Annotated in this window: 13 protein-coding genes and 1 pseudogene; 5 read left to right on the forward strand and 9 right to left on the reverse strand. The window is 49.6% G+C overall.

Features of this window, described 5'->3' with window-relative positions; all coding sequences use genetic code 11:
• Nucleotides 1-317 precede the first annotated feature (317 nt).
• The 3 genes from NC994_RS24965 (at nucleotide 318) to ftsE (ending at nucleotide 2,171) form a co-directional block, all read left to right on the forward strand.
• Nucleotides 318-449 carry a hypothetical protein gene (locus tag NC994_RS24965; protein ID WP_277879665.1) on the forward strand — a complete coding sequence of 44 codons (132 nt, stop codon included), beginning with the start codon at nucleotides 318-320 and terminating at the stop codon, nucleotides 447-449.
• 152 nt (nucleotides 450-601) lie between these two features.
• Nucleotides 602-1,342, forward strand: coding sequence for a WecB/TagA/CpsF family glycosyltransferase (locus NC994_RS24970; protein ID WP_190411358.1), 741 nt, complete (start codon nucleotides 602-604; stop codon nucleotides 1,340-1,342).
• A 169-nt stretch (nucleotides 1,343-1,511) separates the two neighbouring features.
• Nucleotides 1,512-2,171: a cell division ATP-binding protein FtsE gene (ftsE, locus tag NC994_RS24975; protein ID WP_190411357.1), complete on the forward strand. Its 660-nt coding sequence runs from the start codon at nucleotides 1,512-1,514 to the stop codon at nucleotides 2,169-2,171.
• Between the two features lie 31 nt (nucleotides 2,172-2,202).
• Here the strand turns inward: ftsE and NC994_RS24980 are convergent, their stop codons facing one another.
• From NC994_RS24980 to NC994_RS24990, 3 genes are all read right to left on the reverse strand, one after another.
• Nucleotides 2,203-4,956: a chloride channel protein gene (locus NC994_RS24980; RefSeq protein ID WP_190436791.1), complete on the reverse strand. Its 2,754-nt coding sequence runs from the start codon at nucleotides 4,954-4,956 to the stop codon at nucleotides 2,203-2,205.
• 90 nt (nucleotides 4,957-5,046) lie between these two features.
• Nucleotides 5,047-6,363, reverse strand: a complete 1,317-nt coding sequence (locus tag NC994_RS24985) for a TldD/PmbA family protein (protein ID WP_190436794.1) — start codon at nucleotides 6,361-6,363, stop codon at nucleotides 5,047-5,049.
• A 201-nt stretch (nucleotides 6,364-6,564) separates the two neighbouring features.
• Entirely contained in the window at nucleotides 6,565-7,443 is an 879-nt protein-coding gene (locus NC994_RS24990) for a Tab2/Atab2 family RNA-binding protein (protein WP_190436797.1), read from the reverse strand.
• 59 nt (nucleotides 7,444-7,502) lie between these two features.
• Between NC994_RS24990 and rtcA the strand changes: the two genes are divergently transcribed.
• Nucleotides 7,503-8,579: an RNA 3'-terminal phosphate cyclase gene (rtcA, locus tag NC994_RS24995; RefSeq protein WP_190428751.1), complete on the forward strand. Its 1,077-nt coding sequence runs from the start codon at nucleotides 7,503-7,505 to the stop codon at nucleotides 8,577-8,579.
• A 126-nt stretch (nucleotides 8,580-8,705) separates the two neighbouring features.
• Nucleotides 8,706-9,377 (forward strand): GNAT family N-acetyltransferase, encoded by a 672-nt coding sequence (locus tag NC994_RS25000; RefSeq protein ID WP_190436800.1) that lies wholly within the window; start codon nucleotides 8,706-8,708, stop codon nucleotides 9,375-9,377.
• A 47-nt stretch (nucleotides 9,378-9,424) separates the two neighbouring features.
• On the opposite strand, the gene NC994_RS25005 is transcribed toward NC994_RS25000, so the two are convergent.
• The 6 genes and pseudogenes from NC994_RS25005 to NC994_RS25030 form a co-directional block, all read right to left on the reverse strand.
• On the reverse strand, nucleotides 9,425-11,656 hold the full coding sequence (locus tag NC994_RS25005; RefSeq protein ID WP_190436807.1) for a glycoside hydrolase: 2,232 nt from the start codon (nucleotides 11,654-11,656) through the stop codon (nucleotides 9,425-9,427).
• A gap of 150 nt (nucleotides 11,657-11,806) precedes the next feature.
• Nucleotides 11,807-12,049: a NifU family protein gene (locus tag NC994_RS25010; RefSeq protein WP_190411328.1), complete on the reverse strand. Its 243-nt coding sequence runs from the start codon at nucleotides 12,047-12,049 to the stop codon at nucleotides 11,807-11,809.
• 130 nt (nucleotides 12,050-12,179) lie between these two features.
• On the reverse strand, nucleotides 12,180-12,830 hold the full coding sequence (locus tag NC994_RS25015; protein WP_190436810.1) for a DUF3386 domain-containing protein: 651 nt from the start codon (nucleotides 12,828-12,830) through the stop codon (nucleotides 12,180-12,182).
• 153 nt (nucleotides 12,831-12,983) lie between these two features.
• Nucleotides 12,984-13,163 carry an ATP-binding protein gene (locus tag NC994_RS25020; RefSeq protein WP_199299671.1) on the reverse strand — a complete coding sequence of 60 codons (180 nt, stop codon included), beginning with the start codon at nucleotides 13,161-13,163 and terminating at the stop codon, nucleotides 12,984-12,986.
• 312 nt (nucleotides 13,164-13,475) lie between these two features.
• Nucleotides 13,476-14,750, reverse strand: a pseudogene (locus NC994_RS25025) (ATP-binding protein); the annotation flags it as partial.
• Between the two features lie 188 nt (nucleotides 14,751-14,938).
• Complete coding sequence (locus tag NC994_RS25030) at nucleotides 14,939-15,169, reverse strand: type II toxin-antitoxin system CcdA family antitoxin (RefSeq protein ID WP_190411356.1); 231 nt, start codon at nucleotides 15,167-15,169, stop codon at nucleotides 14,939-14,941.
• Nucleotides 15,170-15,427 lie beyond the last annotated feature (258 nt).

The raw sequence follows: 15,427 nt of genomic DNA on the forward strand, positions 1-15,427 counted from the left end.
AGGCATCAATCACTTTTTGGCGTAGGTCAAGCGAGTAGGCTTTCATGATCGGCGATTGTCTGGCAGGCTGGGCTACTCCCTTACTGTATGCCATCCAACTGAGAACCGCTATATACCCTTAATTTAGATGGCTTTAGACGATACAAATCTAGTTCTGCACAGTCTGATTTTTTACAAAGTGATTATTAGAAAGCTTACTATTCTCTTCCAGAGCTTTCAAGCGACTTAGTGTAGAAGAGAAGTAAGTCTAAAGAGAAGACATTGAAATAAAATCAACTTAAAAATTTTAAAAATCTAGGTTCGCGTGGAGGTTTAATATGTCTTATCGCTACAACCAAAATAAAGCTCCCTTTGTGAGAATTGTCTACTCAAAGGTTAATGTAAACGGAAAAACTGAACTGGTGCCGCTGGAGTTATACGCAGATGGCTCTCTTAAGAAAGCCATCTGAAGAAAAAATACCACCTGCAAATATAAAAAAATTCTGTTTCCCGATTCTGTACCAAAGTTCGGGAATACTCTACAATACAGCGAATAAGTTAGCGTTCATAGTCTTGAAACGACAGAGCTGCTATGGCTGGTGTAAAGCCTTACCAAAATTCGATGCTATTGGAGAAACCCGAACATTTTCCCGTCCTGGGAGTGCCCGTTCATCTGTTAGAAGACTATTCTAAGTGGCTAATCTCGCGCCTACATGAGAAGGTAGGCGGTCATGTCGTTACGCTAAATGCGGAAATGGCGATTCAGGCAGAAGACAACCCCAGCCTTGCGGGGATCATCCAGCAGGCTGAACTGGTGATTCCGGATGGAGCTGGGGTTGTCCTTTATTTGCGGCTAAAGGGTAGACGCCTGAGACGCTGTCCGGGAATTGAGTTGGCAGAGTCACTTTTACAGGAAGCTGGGCAAATGGGGAAGCTTTGCCCGATTTTTTTCTATGGTGGGGCACCGGGAGTCGCGCAAGCAGCAGCTGCGGTTTGGGAGGAACGAGTGCCGGGAATTGCGATCGCTGGGAGTCAACACGGCTACCTCTTACCCGAAGCAGAACCAGAATTTAAGACAACCCTGCAAACTCTTCAACCCCGTCTGATATTCGTGGGTTTAGGCGTTCCCCGTCAGGAATTATGGATTGCCCAAAACCGACACCTGTGTCCCGAATCGATTTGGATTGGTGTCGGCGGTAGCTTTGATATTTGGGCTGGAATTAAATCCAGGGCACCCGCTTGGTTGCGGGATAATCATCTGGAATGGCTTTATCGCTTGTATCAAGAACCCTGGCGCTGGCGAAGAATGATGGCTTTACCGCAATTTGCCTTGCGAGCTGTGGTAAAAAGTTATGAGTTTTGAATTGTTAATTGTTCATTGAAGTTGCCATGAACGATGAGCGATTAGCCATTAGCCCTTAGCATTACGCACTGATAACTTTTATATGACCACAGCTTCTGCTCATCCCAGCATTGGCAAAGATCGCCGGAGTGACGCACGGGACGCCAATTACTCAGCCTCCTCAGCAGTCATGGTGAAATTGCGGGAAGTGACAAAAATTTATTCCAATGGCAGCCGTGGGTTATTGGATGTGAATTTGGAAGTTAAGCGAGGGGATTTCTTGTTTGTTACCGGGCCTTCTGGTTCTGGTAAATCAACACTCTTAAAGCTGTTGTATGGGGAAGAACGCCCCACGGATGGCGAGGTCATGGTCGATAACTGCAACGTGGCGCAGTTGCGGGGTCATCGCCTGTCTTTGCTGCGGCGGCGCATCGGCGTTGTTTTTCAAGACTACAAACTCATCCCCCGCCGGACAGTAACGGAAAATATTGCTTTTGTACTGTGGGCGCAAGGCTTCACGCGCAAGGAAATTGAGCGCCGCCTTCCCCCAACGCTGAAATTAGTCGGGTTGCAGCATAAAGCGGATTGTTTTCCTGAAGAACTCTCTGGTGGAGAGCAACAGCGCGTCAGTCTTGCTCGCGCAATTGTCGGAACGCCGCCGCTGTTACTGGCAGATGAACCCACTGGAAATCTCGATGCGGATAACTCGGCATCGGTGCTGAGAATTCTCCAGAAACTCAACGCCTTCGGTGCGACTGTGATGGTGACAACGCACGACGAACGCTTGTTGCGGATGGCGAATCGACCTGTGGTGCAAATCCGTGAGGGGCAAGTCAAAATCAGAAATTAACCAGAAATGAATAATTCTTCTGTTTAATTTTTTACTGGGCGCTTCTTACCAAAATCACGGTGCTTTTCACGCCACGCGCGATCGCTTCGGGGATATTTCCCTTCATCACCTGCTGCAATAACCCTTCCCGACTAGCACCCAATATCACCACATCGCAGGCGTCAGCTTGCGCTAGATCGATCACGGCATCCGAGACAGAACTGGAACGAAGGGGAATCGCCGTCACGCTTGCACTCAGTTGGCGGCTGAGGAACAAGGCTGATTTTTCTAACATGGCGGTGTCCGGCAAGAGGGTGGAAGGATGGAAAACTTGGGCTAGCTCAATTGCGGGTGTCTTACTCAGACACATCAAAGCGGGTAGGAGTTGCAAAGCTTGCTGGGCGTTGGGACCACCAGCAATCGGAACCAGCCAGCGATTGAAGCAGAGGGACACGGTGGGTGAGTGGGTGCCGATGCGATGCCGGGGTGCCAGGATGCGGGGCGGTCGGGGGGAATTGGCAGCGATATGCGCCCTGATGCCTCTGCTTCTCGGCTCCTCTGCGCCTGGAGTCTCTTCGCCCATTTTCACCAGCACCACCTCGCAGGGAGCCTGCCGGATGATCGTGTCTACCACATCGCCAAAAACTCGACCGGGCGTGATGCTGGTGCCTTTCCAGCCCATCAGCAGCAAATTAATGTGACGCTCGTTAATGGTTTCCAGAATCGCTGGAGCAACATCATGAGACACGCGGATCTGAGTGTGGACGGGAATTTGCCAATCTTGCCCCAGTTTTTCGGCATGACGGAGCAACCGACGACTTTTCGTTGTGCTAACGGGCGTTTGAGCAGGGGCACTGTTGCGGGGAACCGAGATAACCTGAAGACATTCGATTTCGTAGTTGCGATCGCGCGCAATTGCCGCTGCCATTTGCAACAATGCGGGTGCGGTTTGCGGGTTGGCGATGGTAACGAGCATTCGTCCGCTTCCCACTGCCGGAGAACGAGTTTGATAAACACAGTAAGAAGGCTCCGGACGCGGGCCAATATTCACCGATTGACCGTTCAGCTTATCTGCTTGCGCCCGAATAATATCAGCACGGGTAATAATCCCAATCAGCTTGCGCCCTTCCGTCACTGGCAACCGACTGAGTTGATAGCGATTGAGTAAATAGAGCACATCACCCAAGGAGTCGGTAGGGTTTACCGCCATCGGCTTCGGCGTCATGATTTTGCTCAAAGGGGCATTCCCTGGTAATCCCCGTTGGGCAATTCCAGCAAGGTCAGTTTGGGTAATAATCCCAACCAGTTTCTCCTTATACACAACCGGAAAGCCGCGATGATGGGAGCGAGAGAAAGCTTGCACGGCTTCATCAAGGGTCATATTGCTGGTTAAGGTTTCGACTCGGCGCTGCATCACGTCTGCCGCCTTCAGCATCGATAAGAGTCCATCGGTAGTTGGCTTTTTCTCTAGTTCAATCCCATTCCACTTCAGTAGGCGATCGTAGAGTGACCCCCTAACTATCTTTTCTGACACCAGGTAAGCAACAACAGACCCAATCATCAGCGGCAGAACAAGATTGAAGTCCATTGTCATTTCAAAAACGATGACAATGGCGGTGATGGGCGCTTTGGAGACGGCACTGAAAAATGCCCCCATGCCAGCCAGGGCGTAGGTGGTCGGTGAACCCACTGCCAAGGTTACCTCCTGCACGAACCCGACCAGATAGCCAAGCCCAGACCCCAGAATCAGGGAAGGCGCGAATAACCCGCCAGGGGCACCAGAACCACAGGCGACGAGCGTCAGTATATACTGAGCCACAAAAGCGATCGCTGCCATTTCCCAGCTCACTCCACCTGCCAGCAGGGACTCTCGCAGCCCGGTGTTGTCTCGAAATGTTGAGGGGAGAAGGGCGGTCACGATACCAGAAATTAATCCAGCCAGCCCAATTCGCAGCGGTAGAGAAAGTTTGAGGCGGCGATAGAAGGCGAGGGAAGTAAAAATTCCTTTCCCAAACATTGCCCCCAGCACCCCAGCCAAGGCTCCTAACAACAGGTAAAAAGGAATCTCTTGGGCAAAAAAGCTAGTCTGAGATTGGCTAATATCGAGGTTGAGGTCAAGGCTACGACCGCCCAGCAGCCGCGACACAACCGCACCGATAAAGGATGCGAGAATGGCTGTGCCCAAGGTGAGGTCGGATAAATCTTGGAGGAGTTCTTCGACAATAAACAGCACACCGGCAATCGGTGCATTGAAACCAGCCGCTAACCCAGCACCCGCACCAGCGGCAATCATCTGGCGGCGATGGTCGGGCGAAGTAGGAACCCAGTGGCTGAATTGAGCAGCAACGGCTGCACCGATATGCACGGTTGGCCCTTGACGCCCCAAGGTGAGTCCGGAACCCAGAGCAATAATGCTGCTGGCTAACTTCACGAGGGCAACTCGTAAATTCAGGGCGATGGGGAATTGAGAAAGGGCAGCTTTAACAAAAGGAATGCCGCTCCCCGCTGCTTCTGGTGCCAGACGTTCGACTAGGAAGCCGGAGAGGAGTCCAAAGGATAAACCAATGGCGGGTAATGCGAACCATGCAGGGAGAAAGTGGGAAGCATGAACTCGCCATGCACCCAAGGTCCCGACGCCGACTTTGAACAGAACTGCGGCGAGTCCCGATACTAACCCAATTAGACAAGCTTCAGCGATCGCTAAACGCCGTCTGGGTTGTAAGAAAGCTTTGACCTTGGATTTGGGAAATTTGAGTCTTGAGTGTAAAGACAAAACTTGAGAACTTAACACTCTCAAATAATTCATAAGTCATTCAACATTTTGCCCTCAACTCATTTCATGGCTAATGGCTAATGGCTAACGGCTAACGGGCAATTAGCCAGTCTTCGATTCGGATTAACTCAGCATTTTGCCGGTGACAGACAGCCCTTCCACAATCAGAGATGGGGTATAGACCGAACCATTCCACTCGGCGTCGCCTCCCAATGCCACTAGCTGCTTGAGGGCTGCGTATACGTTACCTGCCACCATCGTATCTTTTACCCTGCCGACCACCTGACCGTTCTTGATCCGGTAGCCCAGGTCAACGTTAATCGAGAAGTCCCCCGAAATCCCAGAACCGCCTCCCAGCATCTGATCTACTACCAGCCCATCACCCATCTGCTGCATTAAGCTCAGCAGATCCCCAGTTCCCGGATGAATCAGCAAATTAAATAGCCCCGGTGTCGGGTAACTACCTAAACCGGGACGAAACCCGTTTCCAGTAGTCCCGCTACCCAGCTGGCGTCCGGTCGTGCGGTCGGTATAAAACAGCTGCAAAATGCCGTCTTTGATAAATTCCAGATTCCGCGTGACCGTGCCTTCATCATCAAAAGGACAGCTAAACGGCCCAGATTCTGGGTTTTGGGTAATGGTGAGGGCTTTTGAAGTCACGGGTTCGCCCAAGCGATCGCTCCACGGCGAAGCCCCCTCAAGGGTTCGTTTCCCATTCAGTGCAGCTGAGAGGGTTCCCCAAAGCATATCCGCTGCTTTGGCGGTAAATAACACGGGCACGCGACCGATGGGGGGTGAAATGTTTTCTTTCGCCCACGCTAACCGCTGCAAAATTTGGTTTGCCAAGGCGACCGGATCGAGGCTATCCCGCTGGGTTTGTCCATCGCCAACGCTCAAGAAATCATCCCCCCGTACCCATTCGGCTGCCAGATAACAGCTGAGGGTCGTATCGGTATAGCGACAATCCAATCCTTTGGTGTTGACAAGGCGCGTCGTTTCTGCTTCGCATTCCCATTGAGCGGTGCAGAGGACTTCTGGGTAGGCATCTCGGACGAGGGCGATCGCTTCTTTGCCCATTAATATCAGCTCCTCGACGGGCATAAACTCGCCCAAGTCGGGATACTTAGATGCCCGTCCCTCAGTCAATTCCACGGTTTCCACTCCGTTGAGTGCCGACAAAGCGATCGCTCGATCTACCAGTGCTTGCGGTTCCACAGGGCCATAAGCAACGGCTAAACCCGGACGCCCTTCTCGCCACAGCCGCAACGCCGTCCCTTCTGATTGGGCACTTTCCAGTTGTTTGAGCCGGTTGGCTTCAAAAAAAACTGGGCGAGAAAGCGATCGCGCTTGATAAACCTCCGCTTCCTCGGCTCCCGAACGAGTGGCTAACTCCAATAACTGCTCTGCTAGCGTCTCTTGTGGTAAATCGTTAAAACCCATATTCTGACCGTGGAATTTATTGATGGAACCGCCAAGACGCCCTCATAAAGTCAAAGTAGAAAGTGCGAAATTCTGTCGCTCAGTCTCAACATCCGCGCTTTTACTCCGACTTTTATGCTTGTCTGAGAGCCTTTTTTTATGTCTTTGTCTTCTATTCTCCCAGTCTGGTTGCGAAACCGAAAGATTTACTTTGGAATCAATTTAACTCAGAGGCAATTCTTGCATTAGCCAAAAACCCGCAAAGGATTCTGATTGCGGATCGGACTGAATCGCTAAAAAATGCAACATCCCAGCTTTTCGCTTGGCGTCCTCAAAGTTTTCGGCTTCCGTCAAAGTTTTTGAATCTTTGATACTTGCCAAAATCCAGCTATTACTCTCACCCGTCTCTAAAAGCAATCTAGGCGGTGTGTTCCGATTAAATTTCAGGAACGCCGGTTCAATTCCCGACATCCAGCCAGCCATTGGCACTGCTCTGGGAGAGAAAATCACCACTCCTGGAATCTGCGTCTCCGGTGGCAAAGGCGCGAAATCTCCTAATCCAATGAGTGGGAAAGCTTCTCGAAAGCCAATGTCCCACTCGTGCATTTCCTCAAAGGCTTCCGCTGACAAGGTTACAAATGCCCACTTTTGCCCAACCAGCGCATCCGGTAAAGGTTGGGGCGGCTGGGGTTGGTATTGGACAGAGGGATTCGGGGCAACTCCTTGGTAGCCCGATTGCTGGGGATAAACGTCCTGCATCCGCTCTTGCAGCCACCGATACAATGTAAAAGTTCGGCGGCTCAGCTGAGCGGAAATGCCCAACTCATCGCAGGCTTTCACAATCATTTTGGTCATCGGGCGGCGGAAGAAGCGGATTTTTTGAGGAGGTTCAGCTGCCCTAGCGATCGCTTCTTCCAACGTCGTTCGCAGCCAGATCGAATTTACCGTGCTATTGGGGCAAAACTCGGCGTAACGAAACAGGGACTCAGGTTTGGTGCGGATATCCAACGGACTTTCGCACACCAATAATTCCCAAATCTTTTTCTGTTGTTCGTCCAAAATTGGACGCGAATAAAAATCTAATTCCCAAACTGTTCCCATGCCGCGCCGTTAAAATCTGGTCACTTCCTTCATAATACGTTTGAAGCATCCTTTTACTCATGATTTACATCGACGGTTCCTACGGAGAAGGCGGCGGACAGGTTTTACGGACTTCCCTCAGCCTGGCGGCGATCGCAGGCCATCCGATCCGAATCGGGCGGGTTCGGGCGGGACGCAAAAAGCCCGGACTCGCTGCCCAACACTTAACGGCTGTGCGTGCCGCTGCTGCCATCTGCGGAGCGAAAGTACAGGGGGATACGTTGGGTTCAACGGCTTTAGAGTTTATTCCGGGTGATTCAATCCAACCGGGAAAATACACGTTTGATGTCACCGAAGCACAGGAAGGCGGTTCGGCGGGTGCTGTCACTTTGGTTTTGCAGACAATTTTGCTGCCCTTAGCGATCGCGCAGGGAGAATCGCAGGTGACGCTGCGCGGCGGCACCCATGTCGCCTATAGTCCCGCTTATACCTACATCGAGCAAGTCTACTTGCCTCTGTTACGTCAGATGGGAGTGGAAGCTGAGGTGAGGATACGCAGTTGGGGGTGGTATCCCCAAGGCCAAGGAGAAGTGGAACTTCGCGTTAGCGGTAGGGGCGTTAGGGGTAAGAACAGGGAAATCCAACCATTGCGAGGGATTAGCCTTCTGGAACCTGGAGAATTTCAGCAGGTGCGGGGGATTGCTGTGGTGACACAACTTCCTTCCCACATTCCCCAACGGATGGCTAGCCGCGCCGAGAATGTGTTGCATCAGGCAGATCTCAAAGCCACTGTCCAACCCTTACGGGAAAGGGGTATCGCACCAGGGGCGGGGATTTTCCTCACCGCTGAGTACGAGAATAGTAAGGCTTTCTTTGGTGCTTTGGGACGTCTGGGACTGCCAGCCGATAAAGTTGCCGATATGGCTTGTCAGGAGTTGCTGGATTTTCATAACACTGGCGCACCCGTCGATGTACACCTGGGGGATCAGTTGCTATTGCCAGCGGCTTTAGCTGACTCGACGAGTCAATACCGAGTGGCGGAGATTAGCACCCACCTAACGACCAATGCATGGGTGATTGAGCAGTTTGGGTTGGCATCAATAACGATTGATGAAGTCGATCGTCGGGTGACGGTAACACCCAACCCCGATAGATGAGTAGGGACAGTTAGGCGATCGCTTCTAAATTTCCAGTTAATTTAAACACGACAACGGCTCCCATACTGCTAATATTGCCCTCATCGCCGCAGACTTTGATGTTCACTGCTGCAACAAAATGGACTAATGGCTGACCTACCTCCTTCATTGCCACCAGGGTGTGTTCTCCGACCAGCCCGTGCGGAAGAAAAATGGTTAATTCAGCAATTATTATTAGAATTCACAAAATCTGAGGCTTTAAAATTTGATTTGAGAGTTTTATCTTTCAATTTCCTAATTTTGATTGCCTTGACTTTTTTCATGCTAGCAATCATACAAATTATCAAAATTCTTGCTTCTAATTTCTTGCTCGGAATTCTTTTGTTTCTTATCCTTTCACTTCTTTTTATTGTTACTCTTTGTTTAGCAGCTTCCTTTATTCTATTTTTCTTCTCAATTTTTACCTATGCTTTTGTCAATTGGTCGCGGTTCTGGGTCATTGAATGTAATGGAAGCTTAGTAGCTTGCGGTGAAATAAACGGCTACAGTACGCACTCTATGCTGTATTACTTATTTGTGAAACCTGTTTGGCGCAGCCAGCACCTGGGTTCCTATCTAGTGAAGCGTCTTGTTCAAGAAGCGACCCATCCCCTCTATTTAGTCTGTAAGCCTAAATTAGTACGATTTTATTCGCAACTTGGCTTTACGATTGTTCCTTGGCAAGAAATCTCACAGCCTCTCAAATCAAGTTTTCACATTTTCCAACTAGATACCCTAATTAGTGGAAATGTTTGGACAGTTATGCGGTATCAAAGTTAGAAAAATCAGGGATTTTTGTAAAATCCCTGATTTTTGCGATTGAATTCTTAAGGAACATCAATCGGAATCAAGGCATTTTCAGGCACATAGCTACTAAACCGTTCGCCATCCGCTAAGATAGCTACCATCCGCAGCGGAAAATCTGGACCGATTTGCAAATCTGCCCAAGGAACTGCCACTTCCAAACACTTATTTAAACCCACTTGAGCGCGGCTAAACCGAGGATGCCACTTGAGATGTTCCCCAGCCTCCTCAAACTCAATCGTGTGAGTCAGTAAGTTAATCCCTAAATGGTGGTGGAACAGATAGTTCAGTGGCGCTTCGTCAGGTAAATTTTCCAGCGGAATGGGGCTATTGTGCATTGTTTGGTTGGGATAGAACCACAGCAAATGCAACTCTGGCGGACAGCCTTTACCCGGTTGAATGCCGGTCTGGAAGTCCAGCCGTAGATAGAAGTTAAGGTGATCCACGCCGTACCAAAGACGCTGAATGGCACTGCTCTTGTGCATCGTACCCCGCGATCCGCCCACATCAATCCGACCAGCGCGATCCCAATCCTGTTCGTCACCCAGTCCATCGATGGTGGGATGAATAAAGCCTTGGGGTCGATGGTCTCCCCGCGCTTCGTGAGCTTCTACGGGTTGGCGCAAGTTCGACGGGATCGGCTCATTTAAAGCTTGGTAAATCGCACACAGGTGTTCCCGGAACAGCTGGTCGAACATGGCATCTTGGTTTGAGGAATGACCTTCGCCAAACCACCAGAACCAATCGGAACCTTCTGCGGCGTACAAAGCTTCCCAAACTTCTGGATTGTTTTCCTCGGTTGCTTCTGGATGGCTAGCCAAGACTTTCCGCGCATCTTCTAAGAGATCCCAGGCGCGATTTTTGGCGGGATCGCCAATCCAAGTTGTAAAGCTGCCATCGACCCAAGAGCCGCTGTGCAGCTGCTCGGCGGGGATGATTGCCTTGGGAGGGAACTGGTCTAGAAATTCCGAAACCGTGACCAATTTCAGCTCTGAGTGGTCGCTCAGCGTTTGATAAAGAGCTTCTAAGAAGGGCTTACCATCCAGATGGTAGTGTTCCCAACAGTTTTCGCCATCAAGGGCAATGTTGACCAGCCACGGTTGTTCTAGGGCTGTACCGCCTCCTTTCTGACGGTGTTTCAGGGTGCGAGCGATCGCTTCCAAATGCCCGACTAAGTCGGCGGCGGCGCGGCGCGGTTCCATCGCTCCATAAGTAAAGCCAATTAAATCTGATAATCGGTGATCCCGAAACACGATCGCTAAGTCGCCGAACTCGGTTTGCAGCCGATAAGGTTGATATAGTAATTCGGGTTCGTAGACATTCCCCGCGCCGTCTCGATGGAAAAATTGCTTCTTAGACCAACCTAAGACGGCTTCATCCGAGCAGATCCACTTATATCCTTGCTTGGCGATATAAGGCAAAATTTCGGGGCTGACCGATTGTTCTGAAGGCCACAAACCACGCGGTTCTTGCCCAAACCGATCTTTATACATATCCCAAGCTTTTTGGAGATGTCTGGGGATATCTTCAGCCCACTGGAAGCGCTGCTTCGGCAAGGTCATGTTGGGCACCGCCACCCGACCGGAGTTGGTATCGTTCAGTAAGGGCAAAATTGGGTGCGTGTAGGGCGTTGTCGATACTTCCAGTTGCCCCGCTTCTTGCATCTGCCGGTGCTGCGGAATGATGCGACTCAAGATTTCTCGTTGTTTAGAGAAAATTCGCTGGCGATCGCTTAAAGTAAAGTTTCTTCCCTGCTTCAACCAGCCCTCAATCTCTGGATCGTCCCAAAACAAAGGATCGATCCACGCCAGATTATGCCAAGCGAGCAAATCGCTGTAATCTTGCGGATTCCAATTTGTCCAACACCATTCTTCCCCCTTTTCTTGACGTTGCCCGTACAGTTCTCCGTAGCGAGGATGAGGGTCAATTAAAGTATGGTGATTGGCATCAAAAAAATGCTCAATAATAAATCTTTTTTGTTCATCACTCAGTTGCTGTTCCGGCGTCAAAGCTGCTGCTAAGTACGGGTCCATCGCCGTGCCAGCAACATAATCCTCTAACTGCAAAATCAAAGATGGCACGAGATTAACCGTTTGATGCAGCTTCGGATAACGAGCCAGCAGCAGCACTAAATCTAGGTAATCTTTCGTCCCATGCAGCCGCACCCACGGTAAACGATACTGATTGACTGCGCGGCTTTTGTACAGAGGTTGATGTTGATGCCAGATGAAAGAGATATAGAGAGGATGGGGCATAGGAAAAGTAAATAGTAGAAACTAAAAAGGCAAAAGAAATATCTGTTTTATTTCTTTTGCCTTTGGCTTTGAAAAGACTGGTTCAATTAAACTAAAAAGGCAAAAGAAATCAGAAAAAATCTTTTGCCTTTTGCCTTTTACCTTTTGCCTTTAAAGGACTTGCTCAACTTCGGCAATTTCGGGGATAAATTCACGCAAGCGGCGCTCAATTCCCATTCTCAGCGTCATTGCTGAACTAGGGCAAGATCCGCAGGCTCCTTGGAGGCGTAGCTTCACGACTGGACCGTCGATGTCTACCAGCTCAACGTTACCACCATCGGACATTAAGTAAGGGCGCAGTTCATCCAAAACTTGTTCGACGTTTTCTGAAGTCAGTGCCAGTGTTTGTGACATGGTTAGTTTACCTTATCGAATCTTTCTTTCTATTGCAGCTATGTTGATCCTAGTTCACGCAGAGATAAAAACTCATCGCGAAAATGGAGAACACTGGGGACAGCCGAGAGGGTATCGTAACGCGGACCGCCTATACCGCTGCTGGTTCCAGTAACTTAACGTTCGCGTAGTTGAACTCGGTGGTCGTTTTTTGACCTTGCTCATTCGCGTGAATTACCTGCTTGGTCATCACGTAGTAATCGCCGACTTTCTCGAAGGTATCCTCAAATTGCATTTCTCTGAGCAATTCACCTGTCTGAGGATTCTGGAAGACAACATCGTAGCGACTGGCGGCGTAGCCTTCTCCGGTGTCTAAACTTTCAGCAGTATCGATGACAAATGCCATTCGACCCATTACCCGACTCACCTGGCAAATTTCAGTGCCTCGGATTTTGTAGTTAGATCCCATCGCATCGCCTTTAACCAGAATTTCCGTAGCGCCGCTGGCGTCCGTTTCCCCCAGGTTAAATTCGTTCTTGCCGTGAGCTTTGTCAAAAGACCCCCGCTTGCGGTGGGTGACAATATCCCTGAGCTGAGTATAGATGCTCTCTTGCACCGTTTCGTCTTCGATGCCGGTAACTTCAACAGTCATGTCGCTGTTGATGCGAATTTTGCCTTTGTAGACTTCATCACCTTGCTTGAGTTCTACATCAGCACTATATCCTGGGAAATTAGTATCCCAGGTGTAGCGGTTTTCGTAGGCAGCCCGAAACAAGTCACGAGCATTTGCTTGCTCAGTCATAGACTCTTACTTTAATCAACTTCTTTCCTAGTGTAAAAATGTTTGCAGAGTAGTGACACGGTTTGGCGACACAATTATCTGAAAACTGGGGTTAGCAGAAAAACCCGACAGCGTCGCTGTACCCACCTAGATTAATAGCTCTTTTGAACCCGTCTATAGCGTAGTAATCATTACTGGAGGTTGATACAGGGGTACAGTGACCATGACTGTTGAGCCGAGTCCTTCGCCGTAACGATGAACATGAATATTGCCAGCCATTGCTTTGAGCAGCTTTTGGGAGATTGTTAGTCCGAGTCCCGTACCCGCGTCGGGAGTTGTGGGAGAGCCATTCACTTTACCGAACAATTGAAACTAAGGCACCGGCTTATGTCCAGTGCTTTTCCCAAACTTTCAACCGTTTGCTGAAAATCGCTTTTAGATTGAGTGTGCGATCGCTCCTGTTAGCAATTTGGTTCAAAGTTTTGGTACGGTTCGGAAATTGGCTCAGTCATAGAATCCTGTTGACCTCGCAGGCTATGTTGGCGTGCTTGCTTTCTCGAAATTTCATCGTAGAGCCTGAAACTACCAGCAAGCAGCTTGTTTGTGCTTTCAACTGGTAGAGCCAACTCAATCCAATTTCATCAATCCCCGAAAGTAGCACCTACATTAACAATCCATCGAACCTGTCTGTTGCGTTGAAATCATTACCGGCTCTTGATACAGAGGCACGGTGAACGTAACTGTTGAACCCAGCCCTTCGCCCATACTGTAGAAGTTTACGACCCCGCCCATTGCTTCTACCAGCCTTTGAGATATTGCCAATCCCAATCCGGTACCACCGTACTGTCTGGTGCGAGAGCCATCTACCTGGCTAAAAGATTGAAATAGTTTGTCTTGCTTGTCAAGGGAGACGCCAATCCCCGTATCGGCGACTTGGACTTTCACAACGCCTGGACATTCCTGTCCTCCAAACTTGAGTTTCTTTTTACTGACCTCGGCACTGACCGTGACGCCGCCTTCATGGGTAAATTTGATTGCATTCCCTATCAGGTTTAACATCACCTGGAGCAGCCGCTGGTAGTTGCCATACAGGATAATTTCATCGTAAGTAGATGGCATTTGAATGCATAAGCTCAGGTTTTTCTGCTGCGCCTGATTCTGGGTAAATTCCTCAACATCCCCGAATAGTTCTTCCAGCTTCACCTGTCCCAGTTCCAGCTCCATTTTGCCTGCTTCAATTTTGGCGACATCGAGAATGTCATTGATCAGGTTGAGGAGATGTAAAGCTGAACGGTAAGCATCTTGGATAAAATCCAGTTGCTCTTCTGGCTCGTCTACCGTCCCATCTAGGATCAGCTTCAGGGAGCCAATCATGCCGTTTAGCGGTGTCCGAAGTTCGTGGGAAGTATTTGCTAGAAACTCTGATTTGAGGCGAGAAGCTTCTTCTGCTTGTTCGCGGGCTTCTTCTAATTCTTTGTACAGGGTGGCGTGAGCGATCGCGGTTCCAACCTGATCTGCCAGTTCTCTAACTAACTCAACTTCGGCATCGTTCCATCGCCGAGTGCGATCGCACTGTTGCAAAGCGATGACGCCATTTGGCTGGTTTTGATAGCAGGTAGAAACGACTAATACCGATTGTTGCCCAAACGCATTCACCCCAGCCTGTTCTACCACAACTGGCTCGCCTTGTGTCTCCAGTGCTTGCCTTAGATAGGGTTGCTCGGCAAGCTGTAACTGTTGTCCCAGCATCGACCGAAACGTCTCCTGGCAATACTCCGCCACCACCTGCACTTTGGGCTTAGAACTTTCGTAGTTGCAGATGATGCAGCGACTAACGTTAAGCGCTTCTCCTAGTCCTCTAACCGTTTGCTGCCAAATGGTATCTAGATCGAGCGTGCGACGGATATTCCTAGCAATCTGACTCAGCAGTTTTTGGTACTGATCTGGACTTGACACAGTTGACTCGAAAGTTGGCAGTGAGACATTAACAGGAGCCGCCATCAGAGTATACCTGTAAACTGCAAAAGGAGAAGAAGCTAATGATTACCAGCCGTTTTCTGTGATAGATACAACCTCAAAAGACTTGCCCTGCGGCTAAAGTCTACATCTAGAGTGTTCTTTATTTTTCATTAATCGTTCCATTCTCCTCTCGGAGGCACGGGCGGATTCCTCTCTAGGTTCCGAGTCAGTTCATCATCTCGATCTCGTTCGCCTCTAAGCCACTGCCGAATTGCCGTCTCAATGACCTTACTCGGATCGTTGGTCAGGTGCTTAATTTGTGCTAACAGTTCAGAATCAAGGTGGATAGAAATTTCCACCTTTTCGGCTGAACCCTGAGAATATCTGGCCCGATCGTTCATATCAGTACAGTGATGACATTTCCAAGCAAATCCAACGCGGAAGAGGATGCGCCGTCTTTCCATGCTAACTGCTGATGCAAGCAACGCAGTGAGTAGAGGGCAGCTCCTAATCCTAATGGGCAACAAAATTTTGCAATTCCGATCCCTAGTATGCATTCTGACATTCTCTGGGCGCTAACTGCTAGTTGGCAATAGCGCTCTATTTTCTGGTGAGGGCGGCTGCTCCTGAAGCATTGCCACTTTTCGGTAGAGAAGTCG

It is taken from the genome of Trichocoleus sp. AS-A1 (assembly GCF_039962015.1).
Lineage (GTDB): Bacteria > Cyanobacteriota > Cyanobacteriia > Cyanobacteriales > FACHB-T130 > FACHB-T130.

Bases quoted from the DNA above. Each gene is read 5' to 3' on its own strand.
- NC994_RS24980 (WP_190436791.1), bottom strand. From the start codon at position 4,956: ATGAATTATTTGAGAGTGTTAAGTTCTCAAGTTTTGTCTTTACACTCA.
- NC994_RS24970 (WP_190411358.1), top strand. From the start codon at position 602: ATGCTATTGGAGAAACCCGAACATTTTCCCGTCCTGGGAGTGCCCGTT.
- NC994_RS25015 (WP_190436810.1), bottom strand. From the start codon at position 12,830: ATGACTGAGCAAGCAAATGCTCGTGACTTGTTTCGGGCTGCCTACGAA.
- NC994_RS25005 (WP_190436807.1), bottom strand. From the start codon at position 11,656: ATGCCCCATCCTCTCTATATCTCTTTCATCTGGCATCAACATCAACCT.
- NC994_RS25010 (WP_190411328.1), bottom strand. From the start codon at position 12,049: ATGTCACAAACACTGGCACTGACTTCAGAAAACGTCGAACAAGTTTTG.
- ftsE (WP_190411357.1), top strand. From the start codon at position 1,512: ATGGTGAAATTGCGGGAAGTGACAAAAATTTATTCCAATGGCAGCCGT.
- NC994_RS24985 (WP_190436794.1), bottom strand. From the start codon at position 6,363: ATGGGTTTTAACGATTTACCACAAGAGACGCTAGCAGAGCAGTTATTG.
- NC994_RS24965 (WP_277879665.1), top strand. From the start codon at position 318: ATGTCTTATCGCTACAACCAAAATAAAGCTCCCTTTGTGAGAATTGTC.
- rtcA (WP_190428751.1), top strand. From the start codon at position 7,503: ATGATTTACATCGACGGTTCCTACGGAGAAGGCGGCGGACAGGTTTTA.
- NC994_RS24990 (WP_190436797.1), bottom strand. From the start codon at position 7,443: ATGGGAACAGTTTGGGAATTAGATTTTTATTCGCGTCCAATTTTGGAC.
- NC994_RS25030 (WP_190411356.1), bottom strand. From the start codon at position 15,169: ATGAACGATCGGGCCAGATATTCTCAGGGTTCAGCCGAAAAGGTGGAA.
- NC994_RS25000 (WP_190436800.1), top strand. From the start codon at position 8,706: ATGGCTGACCTACCTCCTTCATTGCCACCAGGGTGTGTTCTCCGACCA.